The organism is Microtetraspora malaysiensis, assembly GCF_050947145.1.
GTDB classification, from domain to species: domain Bacteria; phylum Actinomycetota; class Actinomycetes; order Streptosporangiales; family Streptosporangiaceae; genus Microtetraspora_A; species Microtetraspora_A malaysiensis.
This window is the reverse complement of record NZ_CP191998.1, coordinates 6,567,571-6,584,384: the sequence shown is the minus strand read 5'-3', so window position 1 is coordinate 6,584,384 and position 16,814 is coordinate 6,567,571. Positions and strand designations below refer to the sequence as shown.

Annotated in this window: 14 protein-coding genes; 8 read left to right on the top strand and 6 right to left on the bottom strand. The window is 73.5% G+C overall.

Annotated elements, in window-relative coordinates; all coding sequences use genetic code 11:
* Window positions 1-65: 65 nt before the first annotated feature.
* The 3 genes from ACQP1V_RS31005 to ACQP1V_RS30995 form a co-directional block, all read right to left on the bottom strand.
* Window positions 66-1,490, bottom strand: coding sequence for an amidohydrolase family protein (locus tag ACQP1V_RS31005; RefSeq protein ID WP_433413532.1), 1,425 nt, complete (start codon window positions 1,488-1,490; stop codon window positions 66-68).
* Window positions 1,487-2,515 carry a zinc-binding dehydrogenase gene (locus ACQP1V_RS31000; RefSeq protein ID WP_433413531.1) on the bottom strand — a complete coding sequence of 343 codons (1,029 nt, stop codon included), beginning with the start codon at window positions 2,513-2,515 and terminating at the stop codon, window positions 1,487-1,489. Before ACQP1V_RS31000 ends, ACQP1V_RS31005 begins: the two co-directional genes overlap by 4 nt.
* Before the next feature lie 231 nt (window positions 2,516-2,746).
* Entirely contained in the window at window positions 2,747-4,216 is a 1,470-nt protein-coding gene (locus ACQP1V_RS30995; protein WP_433413530.1) for an aldehyde dehydrogenase family protein, read from the bottom strand.
* Between the two features lie 77 nt (window positions 4,217-4,293).
* On the opposite strand from ACQP1V_RS30995, the gene ACQP1V_RS30990 reads away from it, so the two are divergent.
* The gene (locus ACQP1V_RS30990; RefSeq protein ID WP_433413529.1) at window positions 4,294-5,376 is read left to right on the top strand and encodes an NAD(P)-dependent alcohol dehydrogenase; all 1,083 of its coding nucleotides are present in this window, start codon (window positions 4,294-4,296) and stop codon (window positions 5,374-5,376) included.
* A gap of 187 nt (window positions 5,377-5,563) precedes the next feature.
* Window positions 5,564-7,777, top strand: a complete 2,214-nt coding sequence (locus ACQP1V_RS30985) for a cytochrome P450/oxidoreductase (protein ID WP_433413527.1) — start codon at window positions 5,564-5,566, stop codon at window positions 7,775-7,777.
* 154 nt (window positions 7,778-7,931) lie between these two features.
* Here ACQP1V_RS30985 and ACQP1V_RS30980 read toward each other — a convergent pair whose 3' ends face one another.
* The 3 genes from ACQP1V_RS30980 to ACQP1V_RS30970 form a co-directional block, all read right to left on the bottom strand.
* Complete coding sequence (locus ACQP1V_RS30980) at window positions 7,932-8,357, bottom strand: tetratricopeptide repeat protein (protein WP_433413526.1); 426 nt, start codon at window positions 8,355-8,357, stop codon at window positions 7,932-7,934.
* Window positions 8,358-8,508: 151 nt separating this feature from the next.
* Entirely contained in the window at window positions 8,509-9,306 is a 798-nt protein-coding gene (locus ACQP1V_RS30975; protein WP_433413525.1) for an IclR family transcriptional regulator, read from the bottom strand.
* A 126-nt stretch (window positions 9,307-9,432) separates the two neighbouring features.
* On the bottom strand, window positions 9,433-10,857 hold the full coding sequence (locus ACQP1V_RS30970; RefSeq protein ID WP_433413524.1) for a hypothetical protein: 1,425 nt from the start codon (window positions 10,855-10,857) through the stop codon (window positions 9,433-9,435).
* Window positions 10,858-11,077: 220 nt separating this feature from the next.
* Here ACQP1V_RS30970 and fdxA point away from each other — a divergent pair, with 220 nt between their 5' ends.
* The 6 genes from fdxA (at window position 11,078) to ACQP1V_RS30940 (ending at window position 16,813) form a co-directional block, all read left to right on the top strand.
* The gene (fdxA, locus tag ACQP1V_RS30965) at window positions 11,078-11,389 is read left to right on the top strand and encodes a ferredoxin (protein WP_067128091.1); all 312 of its coding nucleotides are present in this window, start codon (window positions 11,078-11,080) and stop codon (window positions 11,387-11,389) included.
* The gene (locus tag ACQP1V_RS30960) at window positions 11,386-12,420 is read left to right on the top strand and encodes an NAD(P)/FAD-dependent oxidoreductase (RefSeq protein WP_433413523.1); all 1,035 of its coding nucleotides are present in this window, start codon (window positions 11,386-11,388) and stop codon (window positions 12,418-12,420) included. Before fdxA ends, ACQP1V_RS30960 begins: the two co-directional genes overlap by 4 nt.
* A 103-nt stretch (window positions 12,421-12,523) precedes the next feature.
* Window positions 12,524-13,327 carry an IclR family transcriptional regulator gene (locus ACQP1V_RS30955; protein WP_387408693.1) on the top strand — a complete coding sequence of 268 codons (804 nt, stop codon included), beginning with the start codon at window positions 12,524-12,526 and terminating at the stop codon, window positions 13,325-13,327.
* Window positions 13,328-13,844: 517 nt separating this feature from the next.
* Entirely contained in the window at window positions 13,845-14,690 is an 846-nt protein-coding gene (locus tag ACQP1V_RS30950) for a fumarylacetoacetate hydrolase family protein (RefSeq protein WP_433413522.1), read from the top strand.
* A 120-nt stretch (window positions 14,691-14,810) separates the two neighbouring features.
* Window positions 14,811-15,998, top strand: coding sequence for a hypothetical protein (locus ACQP1V_RS30945; RefSeq protein WP_433413521.1), 1,188 nt, complete (start codon window positions 14,811-14,813; stop codon window positions 15,996-15,998).
* Window positions 15,995-16,813, top strand: a complete 819-nt coding sequence (locus tag ACQP1V_RS30940) for an aldolase/citrate lyase family protein (protein ID WP_433413520.1) — start codon at window positions 15,995-15,997, stop codon at window positions 16,811-16,813. Before ACQP1V_RS30945 ends, ACQP1V_RS30940 begins: the two co-directional genes overlap by 4 nt.
* The last annotated feature ends 1 nt before the right edge of the window (window position 16,814 follow it).

Below are 16,814 nucleotides of genomic sequence, written 5' to 3'. Positions count from 1 at the left end.
GTCCCGGGCGGTGACCAGCGGGGGAGTTCTGAGGGGTGCTGGGATCCGCGGGCCGGGACGGGGGGTCAGGAGGGTCTTCGGGCGTACGAGCCGGCCGGGACGACCGGCCAGCGGTGCGGGACGTCGAGGCCGGCCCGGCGCAGCAGCGCGGCCGACCGCTCGGCGGCCTCCCGGCGCAGCGCGTCCGCGTCGAGGGTGGTCAGCCGGCGGTCGCGTACGACGACCTTGCCGTCCACCAGCACGTCGCGGACCGTGTGGGCGGGCGCGCCCCACACCAGGTGCGTGGCCAGGTCGCCCCGGGGCGTCCAGGACAGGTCCCGGGTGTCCATGACCACGAGGTCGGCGGCCTTGCCCACCTCGACGGAGCCGACGAGCTCGCCGAGGCCGGCCGCCCGCGCGCCGTCGATCGTCGCCAGGGCGAAGACCTGGTCGGCGCGCAGGACCGGCGTCTCGTCCCGGTCACGTTCGAGTGCGGCGAGCAGCCGCGCCGCGCCCAGCACGTCGGGTGCGTCGCCCGCGTTGTGCGAGTCGCAGCCGAGGGCGAGCCTGCCGCCTCGGCGGACCAGCTCGGCGTGCCGCCCGGCCTGGCCGTACCCCTGTCCGAGCCGCAGGTACGCCCCGGGACACGAGGCCACCGCCGTGCCCGACTCGATGACGGTGTCGACCTCCGCGTCGTCCAGCCAGACGGCGTGGGCGAGCAGCAGCCGGGGGCCGAGCACGCCGAGCCGCCGGAAGTGCAGCACGGGCGCGGTGCCCGCCCGCTCCGCGTACGCGCGGGTGTCGGCGGCGCTGGGGGAGACGTGCCAGGTCAGGCCCACGTCGAGCCGCTCGGCCAGCTCGGCGGCGCCGGTGAACAGCTCGTCACTGGCGAGGTCGTGCCCGACGAGGGTGACCCAGCCGGTGACGGTGCCGCCCGGGGGCAGCGCGCGTACGGTCTCCTCCTGGAGGGCCAGGGTCTCGGCCGCGGGCAGGGCGTGGGCGGCGCCCGGCACGTCCCAGCCCCACCGGCCGACCCGGGCGCGGATCCCGGCCGAGGCGAGGCCGGCCGCCACCCGCAGCGGGTGGGCGACGGTGCCCGGCTCAAGGAGCGTGGTGACGCCGCGCAGCAGCGACTCGGCCGCCGTGAGCGCCGCCGACAGCTCGTCGTCGTCGCCGGTGACCTGGTCGTGCAGCGGAACGATCCAGTCGAAGATCGCCTCCTGGGAGGAGATGTCGTCCGGGATCATGCTCCGCACGAGGGGGTCGGCGGTGGTGTGCTGGTGCGCGTTGACCAGGCCGGGGATCACCACGCACTCGCGGGCGTCCAGCTCCGGGCTGCCGGGGAAGCGGGCCCGCAGCTCGCCGGGAGTGCCGATCGCGGCGATCCGCCCGTCCGCGACGGCGATCGCGGCGCCGGTGACCACCTCGCGTCCGGGCGCCATCGTGACCACGTCGCCGCCCACGACCAGCAGGTCGGCGGGCGCCGCGGGCGCGTCGGCCGGCGTCGTCATGGCCGCACCAGGACCCGGCCGACCAGCGCCCGGGAGTTGTCGAGGCCGAAGGTGGCGTGCAGGTCTTCCAGCCCGCACTCGGCGGCCGTGACGGTGCGCATGCCGCCGGAGAAGTACGTCTGGAGCATCAGGCCGAAGTCGTCCGAGGCGTAGGCGCCCGAGCCGAGCAGCCGCAGGCCGCGGTGGTAGACGCTCGCCAGCGAGAACGACACCTCGTCCCCGGTGGTGTTGCCGAACATCACCATCCGCCCGCCGATCCGCAGGCAGTCGAGCGAGCGCTGCCAGGTGGCGGCGCCCACGTGGTCGAGGACCACGTCCGCGCCGCGCCCGTCGGTGAAGTCGCGCACCGGCGCGGCGATCGGGGCGTCGCCGCGCAGCAGCAGGTCGGCGCCGAGGCCGGCGGCCACGGCGAGCTTCTCGTCGGTGCTGGCCACCGCGACGACGCGGGCTCCGGCCCGCTTGGCGAGCTGGATGGCGGCGATGCTGACCGAGCTGGCCGCCGCCTGGACGACCACGCAGTCGCCCGCGCCGACCTCGCCCACGCGGTACGTCGCCTGCCAGGCGGTGCTCCACGGGGTGGGCAGCGCGGCGGCCTCGTCGAGGGGGACGCGGTCGGGCACCGGGTAGGCCAGGTCGGCCGGGACGGCGACGAACTCGGCGTACCCTCCCGGCGCGTTGCCGCCGATGACCCGCAGCGCGGCGCAGTGTCCCCGCTCACCGGCGGCGCAGGACGGGCAGCAGCCGCAGCCGACGGTGGGGTCGATCACCACCCGGTCGCCGACGGACCGGGACGTGACGGCCGCGCCGGTCGCCACCACCCGCCCGGCGATGTCCATGCCGGCGATGTGCGGCAGGCTGAAGCCCGGGAGCATCCCCGGACCACGCCGCTGCAGCAGGTCCAGGCGGTTGAGCGCGCAGGCGGCCACCTCGACCACCACGTCGCGCGGGCCGGGCTCGGGGTCCGGGACCCGCTGGACGGCCACCGCCTCGGGGCCTCCGAAGGCCGTCTGGACCAGTGCTCGCACGCTTACCCTCCGACGGTTCGCGAATGTGGATGCCATCTCGCATTGTGATTCGGTGGCTCGCAATGCGACGTACTCTGCTACCGCGCCGGTAGCGTGTCAATGCCTCCGCGGGATCTCGCGCCGCGCGTCATGCGCTTGTTATCCGGCGCTTCCGGGCGCGGATACACGCATGTCGGAGCGGGTCCGCGCGGATTACACAGTGACACCGCCCCGGACCCGCGCCCGCCGCCGTCAGCGGTCGAGCAGGCGGATCGCGACCGCCTTCTCCTGCGTGTACTCCCGCATCGCGCCGTGGCCGCCGCCCCGGCTGAAGCCGCTGTCCTCCTGCATGTTGAACGGGAAGCCGATGACCCCGGCGTCGGCGAACTGGTTCACCGACACCTGGCCTGAGCGAACCTCGCCCGCCAGCCGCAGCGCGCGCGACACGTCGTTCGTCCAGACGCACGCCAGCAGGCCGAAGTCGGTGTCGTTCATCATCTCGACGGCCTGCGCGGTGCCCGAGAACGCCTGTACGGCGAGCACGGGGCCGAAGACCTCCTCCCGGTACAGCCGGGAGCCCGGATCGACGTCGTCGAACACGGTGGGCTCGACGAACCAGCCGTCCGGCCGCCCCCCGGCCCGCTCTCTGGCAGGGCCGCCGCCGGTCACCAGGCGGGCGCCCTGGCGCGGGGCCTCCTCCAGGAATCCGAGCACGCGGCGGTACTGCGCCTCGCTGATCAGCGGGCCCATGTCCAGGTCCGCGTCCCAGGGGCCGAGCCGTACGGCCCGCATGGCGGCGGCGATCCGCTCGACGACCTCGTCCTTGACCGACGCCTCGACCAGCAGCCGGGACCCGGCGTAGCAGTTCTGCCCGGCGTTCTCGGTGATGGAGCCGACGATCGCGGGGATCGCCACGTCCATGTCCGCCTCCGCGAAGAGCACGTTGGGCGACTTGCCGCCCAGCTCCAGCTTGACCGGCACCAGGTTCTCCGCGGCGGCGCGCATGATGGCGCGGCCGGTGGTGGTCGAGCCGACGAAGCTGATGTGGTTCACCCCGGGGTGCGAGGTGAGCGCGGCGCCGGCCTCGGCCCCCTCGCCGGTCAGGACGTTCAGCACGCCCGGGGGGAATCCGGCGCGCCGGGCCAGCTCGGCCAGGGCGAGCGGCGCGAGCGGCGCCACCTCGGACGGCTTGAGCACCACGGTGTTGCCCGCCGCCAGCGCCGGCGCCACGTTGGCCGCCGTGAGTACGGAGGGAACGTTCCACGGGATCACCACGGCGCACACGCCGTAGGGCTCCTGCACGGTGTAGCCGAGGTAGCCGGGGGAGCGGGTGGGCAGGGTGACCCCGGTGAGCTTGTCGGCCGCGCCGGCGAAGTAGTCGACGATGCCCTGCGCGATGTAGCCGTTCATCCGGCCGCCGGACAGCGGCTTGCCGACGTCGCGGGCCTCGTGGGCGGCCAGTTCCTCGACGTGCCGCCCGATGAGCTCGGCCCAGCGGCGCAGCAGCGCGCCGCGCTCGGACGGCGAGGTGGCGGCCCAGCCGGGGAACGCCCGGCGGGCGGCGGCCACGGCGTCGTCGACGTCCGCGCGTCCGGCGCGGGCCACCGCCTGGATCGTCTGTCCGGTCGCGGGATCCGTGACGGGAAGCTCGCCCTTGTCGCGGGCGGGCGCCCACTCGCCGTCGATCAGCTGCTGGGCGGGAGGGATCAGGAGTTCGGCCATGCACGGAATCCTTGACCCCCAATATTCTGCATGTCAAGATGCCATCTCGTTTTATGAAAACGCTCTGAGGAGGCTCCGTGCGCATCACCGCAGCGGTTCTGGAGACGGCGGGAGGCCCCTTCGCCCTCCGTGACGTGGATCTCGGCGAGCCCCGCCCCGACGAGGTGCTCGTCCGGCTCAGCGGCACCGGCATCTGCGGCACCGACCGGGAGTTCGCCACCTTCTTCCCCACCCCGGCCGTGCTCGGTCACGAGGGTGCGGGCGTGGTCGAGCGGGTGGGCGCGCAGGTCACCTCCGTGGCCCCGGGAGACCGCGTGGCGATGAGCTTCACCTCCTGCGGGCGCTGCCCGACCTGCCGGACCGGCTCGCCCGCGTACTGCCACGCCTTCGACGCGGTCAACTTCAGCGGCCGGCGCCCCGACGGCTCCTCCGCGCTGTCCCTCGACGGCGCCGAGATCAACGGGCACTTCCTCGGCCAGTCGTCCTTCGCGACGCACGCCGTGGTGCCGGAGCGCGCGGTCGTCCCCGTCGGCGACGCGGTCGACCTGACCGTCGCCGGCCCGTTCGGCTGCGGCTTCCAGACGGGAGCGGGCGGCGTGTTCAACGTGCTGCGCCCCGAGGCCGGCTCGTCCATCGCGGTCTTCGGCGCGGGCGCGGTCGGCGTCGCCGCGATCATCGCGGCCGCCGTGAGCGGCTGCGGCGTCGTCGCGGCGGTCGACGTGAACGCGGCCAAGCTGGAGGCGGCCCGCTCCTACGGCGCCACGCACGTCGTGAACTCGGCCGCGACGGGCGCCGCCGCCGCGCTCCGCGAGATCGCGCCGCACGGCTTCGACCACGTCATCGACACCACGGGGCGGCAGGACGTCCTGCGTACGGCGGTCGAGGCGCTCAGGCCGCTCGGCCGATGCGGCGTGATCGGCGTCGGACCGAGCCCCGAGATGAGCTTCGACTGGCGCAGCGTGCTCAACGGCCGGACCATCACCGGGATCATCGCCGGGAGCAGCGTCCCGCAGGTCTTCCTGCCGAAGCTGCTCGACCTGCACGCCGCGGGCCGCTTCCCGGTGGACCGGATGATGACGGCGTTCCCGTTCGAGAAGATCAACGAGGCCGTCGCCGCCGTGCGGGCGGGCGAGGTCGCGAAGGCCGTCCTGACGTTCTGACGTCCCGGCCGCCCCTCCCGGGGCTGGCCGGCGCGAATCCTTCCCGAGTCTCGTTTTTCGTGACCTGTCGCGAAAAACGAGACATTGTCTCGCGTTGTGAGCGCCGTTAGACTCTCGGGACCACAGACACCCAGTGGCGCGGCTGGGAAACACCGCGCGTCGTCCATGTATGTGGGGCCTGTGCATCATGACCCGACAGGTTGACTTCGACCACCACTCCGCCCTCTGCACGGAGGACCCGGTCGCCTATTACGCGTCTTTCCGCGAAGCGTGCCCGGTCGGCCGTACGGAGGTCCACGGCGGCTACGTCTACACCACCCGCTACGCCGACGTGGTCCGCGTGGCCCGCGACGACGGGACCTTCTCCTCCTCGCGGGCCGCCGCCGGCCCGGACCGCGTCGCGATCGTGATCCCGAGCGGACCCGGCCTGGAGCAGTACCCGATCGAGCTGGACCCGCCGGAGTCCACGCGGTACCGCGACCTCATCAACCCGCTGCTCACCCCCGACGCGGTCGAGCGGCTCCGGCCGATGATCGCCCGGCACGCGACCCGGATCGTGGACGAGTTCGTCGAGCTGGGCTCGGCCGACTTCGTCCGCGACCTGACCAACCCGCTGCCCGCCGCGGTCACCCTCGACTGGCTCGGCTTCCCCGAGGAGGACTGGGCCCCGCTGGCCGGTCCCATCCACGACATCTTCGCCGCGCCCGCCGACAGCGAGCGGGCCCGCCGCGGCGCCGAGGGCCTCGCCCACATGGAGCGCCGCATCCGCGAGCTGGTACGGCTCCGCCGCGAGGAACCGGCCGACGACGCGGTGAGCCACCTCGTCGCGCAGCGCCGCCCGGACGGGGAGCCGTTCGGCGAGGACGAACTCGTCTCCGTGATCGGCCTGCTCGTCGCCGGCGGCGTGGACACCACCACGTCGCTGACCGGTTCCGTCCTCGTGCACCTCAGCCGGAACCCCGACCAGCGCCGCCGGCTCATCGAGTCGCCCGACCTGCTGGAGACGGCCACCGAGGAGTTCCTCCGCGCGTTCGCCCCCTCCCAGTCGATGGCGCGTACGGCCCTGACCGACGCCGAGATCGGCGGCTGCCCGGTGCGTTCCGGCGAGCGGGTGCTGATCCCGTGGGTGGCGGCCAACCACGACCCGGCCGTCTTCCCCGAGCCGGAGGAGATCCGGCTGGACCGGGACGCCACCCGCCACCTCAGCTTCGGCATCGGCACGCACCGCTGCGCCGGCGCCCACCTGGCCCGCGCCATGTTCCGGGAGATGATCATCCAGGTACTCACCCGGCTGCCCGACTTCACGGTCCTGGAAGAGGGCCTGATCGCCTACCCCACCCGGGGCAACCAGTCCGGCTGGGACGCCATCCCCGCCGTCTTCACGCCCGGCGCCCGCCTGGGCGCGCCGTCCTCCGGGGTCGCGCCGGCGGCCTTCCAGCAGGCGACGCCGTTCGACGTCGTCGTCACGGCGGCGGACACCGTCGCCGACGGAGTGCTGTCGCTGACACTGGCCGCGCCGGACGGGGCGGAACTGCCCGCGTGGGCGCCCGGCGCGCACCTGGAGTTCCGCCTCCCCTCGGGCCGCATCCGGCAGTACTCCCTCTGCGGCGACCCGGACGACCGCGCCACCTATCGCGTGGCCGTCCTCCGGGAGGACGCCGGGCGCGGCGGCTCGGCCGAGCTGCACGACCTCGCCGCGGCGGGTGTGACCCTCACGGTGAAGGGGCCGCGCAACCACTTCCCGCTCGTGCCCGCCGAGGACTACCTGTTCCTCGCCGGGGGCATCGGCGTCACCCCGATCCTCGCCATGGTCCGGGCCGCTGCCCGCGACGGGGCGGCCCTGCGCGCCGTCTACGGCGGCCGGTCCCGCTCGTCCATGGCGTTCCGGGACGAGCTGGTGGAGCACGCGGGGGAGCGCGTCACGCTGCTGCCGCAGGACGAGCACGGGCTGCCCGACCTCGGCGCGATCCTCTCCTCGGCCGGGCCGGGCACCGCGATCTACTGCTGCGGCCCCGCCGGGATGATCGAGGCGGTCGAGCGCGCCTGCGCCCATCGCGGCCTCACCGACCGGCTGCACATCGAGCGGTTCGCGGCCGGTGACGACCTGGAGGCGGCGTTCGATCCGGCCGCCAACACCGCGTTCGACGTCCATCTCGCGCGTACCGGCCGCACGGTGCGGGTCAAGGAGGACCAGCGCCTCATCGAGGCGGTGCGCGAGGCCGTCCCCGGCCTCTCCTACGACTGCGAGAAGGGGTACTGCGGGGCCTGCGAGACGCGGGTCCTCGCCGGCACCCCGGAGCACCGGGACTCGCTGCTCACGCCCGAGGAGCGGGAGTCCGGCCGGACCATGATGATCTGCGTCGGCCGCGCGGCGTCGCCGAAGCTCGTCCTGGACCTGTGACGGCCGGAGATCCTTTGGCCAGGTGAACGTATGCGGACCTTACTGGACGCCGAGCTTCTCCCCGTCGAAGTACGGGGAGAAGCTCGTGGTCGGGGCCGGTGCGGAGTGCCTTGACCAGCCGCGACTCGCAGGCACTCGCCGAGGCTGCCTTCGCTCAGACTGTGAGATCGAGGTTCTCCGCGTAGAACTCCACCGCTCGCTCGTATCCCCCGACCTGCCTGGTCTCGGCAATGATCTTCAACAGGTCTTGTACGGCCTCACGGTGCCTGCCCAGGTTGTGCAGCGCCATCGCGCGGAACGTACGTAGGCCCGGATCGCCGGGGAACTCCGCAAGCCCCTTGTCAAAGGCCGCCAACGCGTCTTCATAACGGCCGCACACGCGCAGGGTACTGCCGTAGCCGGTCCACGTGCCGAGCCGATCGCTCGCGCCCACCTCCAGCGCCTTCTCGTAGTACGGCAGCGCCTCGTGCTCGTTGCCCAGCGCGTCATTGGTGTAGGCGATCTGCCGCAGCACCTCGGGATCGCTCTGGTCCCGAGTCAGCAGATCGGCCAATCTCTCCCGGAGTTCCGCATCAGTCATGGAGATCAGTATGCCCACACCCTCAATGGGGGCCGCGCCTTGCCCGAGGGTTGCCCGACGGTCCTTCCGCTGCCGGACCCAGGGCCCCGGACCGCCGGCGACGGTGTCGCAGACGCCGGCGGTGACACCGTTCAGGTAGCCGAGACGCCGCTCACGCTGTGCCGTCCGGGAGGTGGCTCTCCCGCCCGAGTTCCGCGGTGATCTCGTCGGTGACGCGCTTGAGCGCCTCGGCGGCGGGGGAGCCGCTGCCCGGCGGCACCGAGTCCGTGGTCGCCACGACGGCCATCGTCGCGACCGGGATCCGGTCCCGGAAGACCGGGGCGGCGATGGTGCGCACGCCGTTCACCGACGGTGTGTTGGCCGAGATCCTCTCCTCGCGGATCCGCTCCAGCTCCTGCCGCAGCTCCGGGGACGCCGCCAGCTCCTCGGCCAGCCCCGGCACCTCGCCCTCCGGGAGGAACGCGCAGAAGACCCGGCCCTGGGCCGACTCGGTCCGTGACAGCCGGGTCCCGGTGCGTACGCTGACCCGGATGACGCGGTCGGTGTTGTCGTCCACCCGCACCACCACCGCGCTGTCACCGTCCCAGACGCTCAGCACCACGGTCTCGTCGATCTCGCGCACCAGCCGCTGCATGTACGGCCCGGCGATGCCGATGACCGGCATCCCGGCCCGCGCGGCGGCCGACAGCGTCAGGATCTGCGGGCCGAGGGAGTAAAGCGCCTCACGGTCGTCGTAGCGCAGCAGGTTGCTCTCGCGCAGCGCCTTCGTGTACCGATGCGCGGTCGCCTTGCTGGTGCCCAGGCTGGCGGTCAGCTCGTTGAGGCTGAGCTGCGGACGGCTGACCGTGAACGCACTGAGGATCATGGCCGCGCGCTGGACGGTCTGGATCGCCGGGGCCGCCCGCTCGGCCCCTGCGCCAGGAACGGCAGGCGTGGTCTCGTCACCCATATGGCTTCCTTTGTGTCGGGGTGGTGGCCCGGGGGCACGCTCGTGTTCCATGTTCCGAGACATCGTCTTGGCATCGGAGATGTGTTCCACGGGATGGAGCGGAGCTGTCCGGCGACGACGATCTTCTCAGGAGTGAGACGCTTCGATGACTGATTCGCCGTAAACGACATGCCGCACGACGATCTCGCTATAAATCCGGGCGAATCGCAGCAAAGTGTCCAACTCGATGACATCTCTCCGCGGGTCCGCCGGATCGGCGCGTACAGCGGGGCCGACCCGCACGGTGGGTACGCCGTGGCCGCGCAGTACCACGCCGTCGGTCGAGCCCTTCCAGCCCGAGATGGGCGGAGGCGCGGCCCCGTGCTCGCGGGTCCAGGCGGCGGCGGCGTGCCGTACGACGGGTGCGTCCGGCGGCGTCGCGCCCGAGGGATGGGCCGTCCGGGCCGTCACGGACAGCGCGCAACCCTCCAGTGGGCCCCCGCGCAGGCCGGTCTCCAGCGCGGCCCGGATGTCGGCGGCGATCCGCGCGACGTCGTCCCCGGGCACGGTGACCAGATAGAGGTGCAGCTCGACGACTCCGGGCAGCAGATCCGGCTTGGCCGCCAGGCCGCCGCGCACCGCGCCGATTCCGGCCTCCGCCGCGATCTGGCCGCCGACTCCGGCGCGGGCGGCGACGTGCCGTTCCCGCCACCGCTCCAGGACGCCGATCACCTCGCCGAGGTGCGCGATCAGCCCGCCGGCCGGCGGCGCGGCGTCCCTGGCGAGCACCGGACGGTACCCGGTGCCCAGCCGCACCCGGACGAAGGCCGCCCCCGGCTCCTCGTACAGGATCCCGGGCGGGCCGCACTTGGCCACGACGGCGGCGTCCGGACGCGGGCCGGAGCGGAGGTACTCCTCGACGCCGACCGGCGCGGCCGACTCCGGGGTCGCCGCGAACGGCGAGGCGTGCGTGCCACCGCCGGCCAGCAGCAGCGTGAGCCGGTGGGGGACGCCCGCGTTCCGCAGCGCTGTCACGGCGGCCGCGTACCCGGCCAGCACGGCGGCGGCGGGGGCCCGCGCCACGCCGAGGCCGAACCCGGCGAGCGTGCCCGACTCGCGGTCCACGGTCAGCGGGGCCGGGGCGGTGTCGACCCCCGTGGTCCATCGGTCCCGCTCCGGATCGCCGGGCAGGGACGTGTCCAGGTGGGAGTAGAGGAGCAGTTCCCCGCCGCCTGGCGCGCCGCGGAGAGCGCGGGACCCGGGGACGTCCCGGGGCCGGTCGGCATCTCCCTGGGCCGATGTGGCCACGAGGTTGGCGCCCGCGGCCCCGATCGCGTCGCGCCGCCACGAGATCTGGGGCCACCGCGTCCGCGCCCACTCCGCGAGCCGATCGGCGGCGGCGCGTTCGGCTCCGCGCGGGCTCGGGCCGGCGGCGAGCAGCCGCACCGCCTCGACGATCCGCTCGCCGTCGATCGCGCCGTGCGCGGCGCTCCGCAGGCCTTCCAGGGGGTCGGTCGTCACGGGCTCTCCAGAGTTCCGCTCGGGCTCCGCGATGGGGCGGGTGGCCCGCATCACACTGATGGTAACTCAATCCAAGATGGCATCTCGTATCTTGACAACGTTCTCGGCCGGAACCTACTGTTCCCTCACGTCGGTGGAGAGGCCGATTCCGCAGGCCAACCGGATTCCCACGGCTCCCGCCGCTCCCGGCCCGCCCTTCTGGTGGCGGGCCTCCGGCCAATGGCTCGCGCGTCCCCCCGTTCCCGCGCGGGCGCCCATCCCAGGAGGACTGATGGCCTACGTCGTGACCGACGCGTGCGTGGACGTACAGGACCAATCGTGCGTCGAGGAGTGCCCGGTCGACTGCATCTACGAGGGAGACCGGATGATGTACATCCATCCGGACGAGTGCGTGGACTGCGGCCGATGCGAACCGGTCTGCCCGGTGACGTCGATCTACCACCACGAGGACCTACCGCCGAACCTGGCCGGATTCGCCCAGATCAACACCGAGTTCTTCGCCGGCCTCGGTTCCCCCGGGGGCGCGCGCAAGGTCGGCCGGACCGGGGCCGACCATCCCGCCGTCTCCGGGGACGCGTCGTGACCGCCGCCTCCGACGGGTACGGCTTCGGCGAGCCGGCGGAGAACGGCGGGCCGCCCCCGCTTCACGAGGTGGACCTGGTCATCGTCGGCGCCGGCCCCTCCGGGCTGTACGGCGCCTACTACGCCGGGTTCCGCGGCATGTCCGTCGCCGTGATCGACTCCCTGCCGGAGCCCGGCGGCCAGGTGGCCGCGCTGTACCCGGAAAAGGACATCTTCGACATCGCCGGCTATCCGGCCGTGAAGGGACAGGCGCTGGTCGACGCCCTGGTCGCCCAGGCGAGCCAGGCCGAGCCGCTCTACCTGCTGGGGGAGAGCGCCCTGGAACTGCGGCACGACGCCGACGCGGTCGAGGTCGTCACCGACGCGGGCACCCGGGTACGGGCGAAGGCGCTGCTCCTCACCGGCGGCATCGGCACCTTCACCCCCAGAGAGCTGCCCGTGGGCGGCGAGTACCTCGGGCGCGGCCTGCGCTACTTCGTCCGGAAGCTCGACGAGCTGGCCGGGCAGGACGTGGTGGTGGTCGGCGGCGGCGACTCGGCCGTCGACTGGGCACTCGCCCTGGAGCCGATCGCCCGCTCGCTCACGCTGGTCCACCGCCGGGACGCCTTCCGCGCCCACGAGCACAGCGTCGCCCGGCTGCGCGCGTCCTCCGTACGGGTGCTCACGCCGTTCGAGGTGGCCGACATCACCGGTGACGGCGCGATCGGCGAGGTGACCGTCGAGCGGGTCCGCGGCGACGAGCGGGTCACCCTGCCCGCGCAGACCGTCGTGGCCGCGCTCGGCTTCATCGCCGACCTCGGCCCGGTTCAGAAGTGGGGCCTCGACCTGCGCAAGCGGCACGTCCTGGTCGACCGGTCCATGCGGACCAACCTGGAACGGGTCTTCGCCGCCGGCGACATCAGCGACTACGACGGGAAGGTCCGGCTGATCTCCGTCGGGTTCGGAGAGGCCGCCGCGGCGGTCAACAACCTGGCGCCGCTCGTCAACCCGGCGCTCAGCACGGTTCCGGGGCATTCGTCGGATGCCGTGTGAATGTCGCGTTGATTCCGAGGTTGAACGTCAAGTGGCATGCGTTCCGGCGCGTCCCTGGATAGAGTCCCATCCGACGTAAGGGGTACTCGACGGAGGAGACGGAATGCCGGGGCCACGGCGGCGCGACGACGCGAACCAGTCCGATGCGTCCCCCGAAGCACGCGACGAGGCCCCCGCGATCCAGACCGTACGCCGCGCGGCGCTGATCCTGAGCGCGTTCACCGTCGAACATCCCCGGCTCAGCCTGAGCGAGATCACCGCCCGCCTCGGCACCAGCAAGCCCACCGCGCACCGCTACACGCGGGCGCTGCGGGCGGCCAACCTGCTCCGGTACGACGCCCAGCAGGCGACCTACACGCTGGGGCCCGAGATCCTCGCCCTGGAGGCGGCCGCCCGCGCCGGGCTGCCCATCGCCGCCGCGGCCGGGCCGTACCTCGACCTCCTGGTCCGCGAGACCAACCAGACCGCCGTGCTCAGCGTCTGGAACGGCGAGAGCCCGGTCGTCGTGCGCTGCGTCGACAACACCGACGGCGACATCCGGCTCAGCGTGCGCACCGGCTCCACGCTCGACCTGCTCCGCTCGGCGCAGGGCCGCGTCTTCTGCGCGTACCTGCCGGTGGGGGAGGTCCCCGGGCTGGCGCGCAAACTCCGCACCGCTCCCGACCTGCGCGACCTGATCGACGAGGTGCGGCTGACCGGCATCGCGGTCAACTCGCCCGCCGACCACGGTGTACGCGTGATCGCCGCGCCGATCTTCGAGGGCGACCAGATCGTCGCGTCGATGGCGGTGGTGAGCACAGTGGCCGCCCTGGCCGGAGAGACCGAGCACCAGGTGACAGAGGCGCTGCGCGCCCTCTCGCGCCGCCTGTCCGTCGAACTGGGCGGCGCCACCTCCTCACCCGCCTGACCGGCCTGCACTGCCTTCACGTCCGCGCATTCACGTCCGCCTGGCCCGCCGGTCGGCACGGAATCCACCCGCACCGAATCCACCTCCGCCCGGCGGATGAGTGCCGCTGCGCTGCGGCGGGTGGCTGTTCCGGCGCGCCGTGACAGCGGGCCTCCGGCGATGCCGCTCCCGCGGCCGGCGTGGGCGCGGTGGTACAGGGGCACGGTCCTACGCGCGCCTCCACAACCACCCGCACTCCACTCCGCTCCGCGCCGCACCGGCTTCCCGTGGGGTGTGACGTAATACGAGATATTGTTTCGCATATTGACATGGGTGGAATCTTCCTCCTACGTTCGTGCGTATCCCTCCAACCCCCCTCCCGGTCGCCCACGCCCATACCGCCGACCCCCCCGGCGGTGGGCGTGGGCGACGACGGGAACCAAGGAGCCTGCATGCGAACCCGACGCGTGGGCACCCTCGCGGCCCTGACCACCGTCCCCCTCACCCCGGCGTACGGCCGGTCTGCGGTGGCGGCCCGATGACCGCGCTCAACCTGGTGGCCACCCCCGGCGGGCTGGCCCGCGTCGAGGGCCGGGAGGCCGTCCTCCTCGACCTGTCGTGCGGCGACGTCGCCGAACTGCTCGCCCTGGGCGAGGGCTTCGCGCCCGCCCGGCGGGCGCGCGAGCTGCGCCGACTTCCGCTGGCCGACCTCGAAGGAGAGCTCCTGGCGCCGCTGGCCCGCACGCGGGCGATCTGGGGCGTCGGGCTGAACTACCGCTCGAAGGCCGAGCTGACCGGACGGCCGGTGCCGAAGGAGCCGATCCTCTTCCTGCGCGCCCCGTCCGCCGTGCCGGCGCCGGGGGCGGAGGTCGAGCTGCCGCAGGACCGGTCCAGCCAGGTCGACTACGAGGCCGAGGTCGCCTTCGTCGTCGGCCGCCGCATGTCCCGCGTACGGCCCGAGCAGGTGTGGGAGCACCTCGCCGCCGTCACCGCCGCGAACGACATGACCGCCCGCGACGTCATGGCGGCCACCGGCACGCCGTCCCTGGCCAAGAGCTTCCCCGGCTTCGGCGCGCTCGGCGCCTCGGTGCTCGACCTGTCCGGGGTGCCCGACCCCGGGGACATCGCGGTCCGCGCGACCGTCAACGGCGTCGTCCACCAGGACTCCAGCACGGCCGAGCTGATCTTCCCGGTGCCCGACCTGGTCTCGCGGATCTCGCACTTCGCCGTGCTGGAGCCCGGAGACGTGGTGCTGACCGGCACTCCGGCGGGCACAGGGCAGGACCGCCAGGTCTTCCTCGGTCCGGGCGACGAGGTGGAGATCACCGTGCCGGGGGTGCTGCCCCTGCGCACCCGATACCGGGCGCTTCCCGGCCACTCCTGACCTCACCCCTCTTCCCGACACCCCGTCGGGGCACTCGCTTTGTCCGCATCCGCCGCGCGGCACCGTGCCGCGGCGGCTCCCCCGTCCACAGGCCGGGGTCTCCACGCTCAAGGAGATTCGATGACCGAGACAGATGTTTCCTACGATCTCGTCCTGACGAACGGCACCGTCTTCGACACCGAGGCGGGGACGTCCGCGGTGGCCGACGTGGCGATCTCGGGCGACCGGGTCGCGCGGATCGCGCCGTCCCTCGACCAGGGCGCCAAGGACCGGGCGCGGGAGGTCGTGGACTGCTCCGGCCGCTGGGTGCTCCCCGGCCTGGTGGAGGGCCACACGCACATCTTCGAGCACGTGTCGAAGGTGGGGGCGCCGCCGGACGAGGCCCACCTGCGCAGGGGAGTGGTCGCCGCCGCCGACGCGGGCACGGTCGGCGCGTCCACGTTCGCCGCCTTCGACGCGTACGTGGTCGGCCGGGCCGAGATGCGGCTGGTGAACTTCCTCAACGTGTCGGTGCTCGGCCTGATCGACTTCCGCTTCGGAGAGCTGCTGAACCCCGCGACGCTGGTCCCGGAGGACGCGCTGGCCGTGGCCAGGGAGAACCCGGGTGTGGTGCGCGGCTTCAAGATCCGGCTGTCGGAGGACGTCGTCGGCCCGGCCTGGCGGTCCCTTCTGAAGACGTCGCTCGAACTCGCCGACGAGGCGGGCCTGCCCCTCATGGTCCACATCGGCGAGACCGAGGAGCCGCTGCCCGACGTGCTGCCGATGCTCCGCCCCGGCGACATCGTCGCCCACTGCTACACCGGCAAGCCGCACGGCATCCTCGACGACGGCAAGGTCATCCCCGCCGTACAGGAGGCCAGGGCGCGCGGCGTGCTGTTCGACAGCGCGCACGGCAAGAGCAACCTCAGCTTCGAGGTCGCCCGGCAGGCCATCGCCGAAGGCTTCCTCCCGGACCTGCTCACCTCCGACACCAGCGGACGCAACTGGCGCGGACCGGTGTTCGACCTGGTCACCAGTGCGGCCAAGCTGCTCGCGCTCGGCATGCCGATGGACGAGATCGCGCCGCGCATGACGATCGCCCCCGCCCGCGTCCTCGGCCTCGACGCCGAGGGGTACGGAACCCTCGTCGAAGGGGGCCCCGCCCATGTCACGGTGCTCGCCGAGACCGACGAGACGGTGCTGCCCGACGCTGCGGGCAACTCGATCGTCGCGCCCCGGCTCGAACCCGCCCTCATCCTGCACAAGGGCCGCAAGGTCGAGCCGACCCCGTGGCGCGGCCTGGCGGCGGAGCCGGCCGGCTCCCGGTGACCTGGACCACCCCGGTGACGGACGCCCGGCGGCGGCTGCGGGCCGCGCTCGCCGCCGGGCGCCGGGTCACCGGCACGTTCGTCAAGCTGCCGACGATCGACTGCGTGGACCTGGCCCGCCAGGCCGGGCTCGACTTCGTCGTGGTGGACGGCGAGCACTCCGCCCTCACCGACGAGACCGTCCTCGCGCTGGTACGGCACGCCGCCGCCACGGGGCTGCCCGCCCTGGTCCGGGTGCCCTCGGTGGACCCGGCGTGGATCAACCGCGTGCTGGAGAGCGGCGCTGCCGGAGTGCAGCTCTCGATGCTGACCCGCGCCGCCGAGACGTCCGCCCTGGTCGCGGCCACGCGGTACGCGCCGTACGGCGAGCGCAGCGTCAGCCTGGCGCACCCGGCGGCGGGCTTCGGCGCGGCCGACCTGGCCGCGTACCTGGCCGCCGAGGGGCTCGCCCCGCCGCTGCTCGTCGGGCAGATCGAGACCGCGACGACCCGCGACCCGCTCACGGACCTCGTCCGCGGCCTCGACGTCGCCTTCGTCGGCACCACCGACCTCGCGGTCGGCCTCGGCCTCGCCGGGGCCGCCGACCAGACGGCGCTCGCGGCGCGGGTCGCCGAGATCGCCGCGGCCGCCCGCGCGACCGGGACGGCCTTCGGCGGCTGGGTGGCCCGCCCGGAGGCCGCGCTGATCACCGCGGCCGGGCTCGGCTCGGCCGCGTACGTCATCGCCGGGTCCGACCTGCAGTTCCTCGGATCCGCGCTGCGCGCCACCGCGGCCGTGGCGCGCGACCTGCCCAGTCCGGAATCGGTAGCCCGGTGAA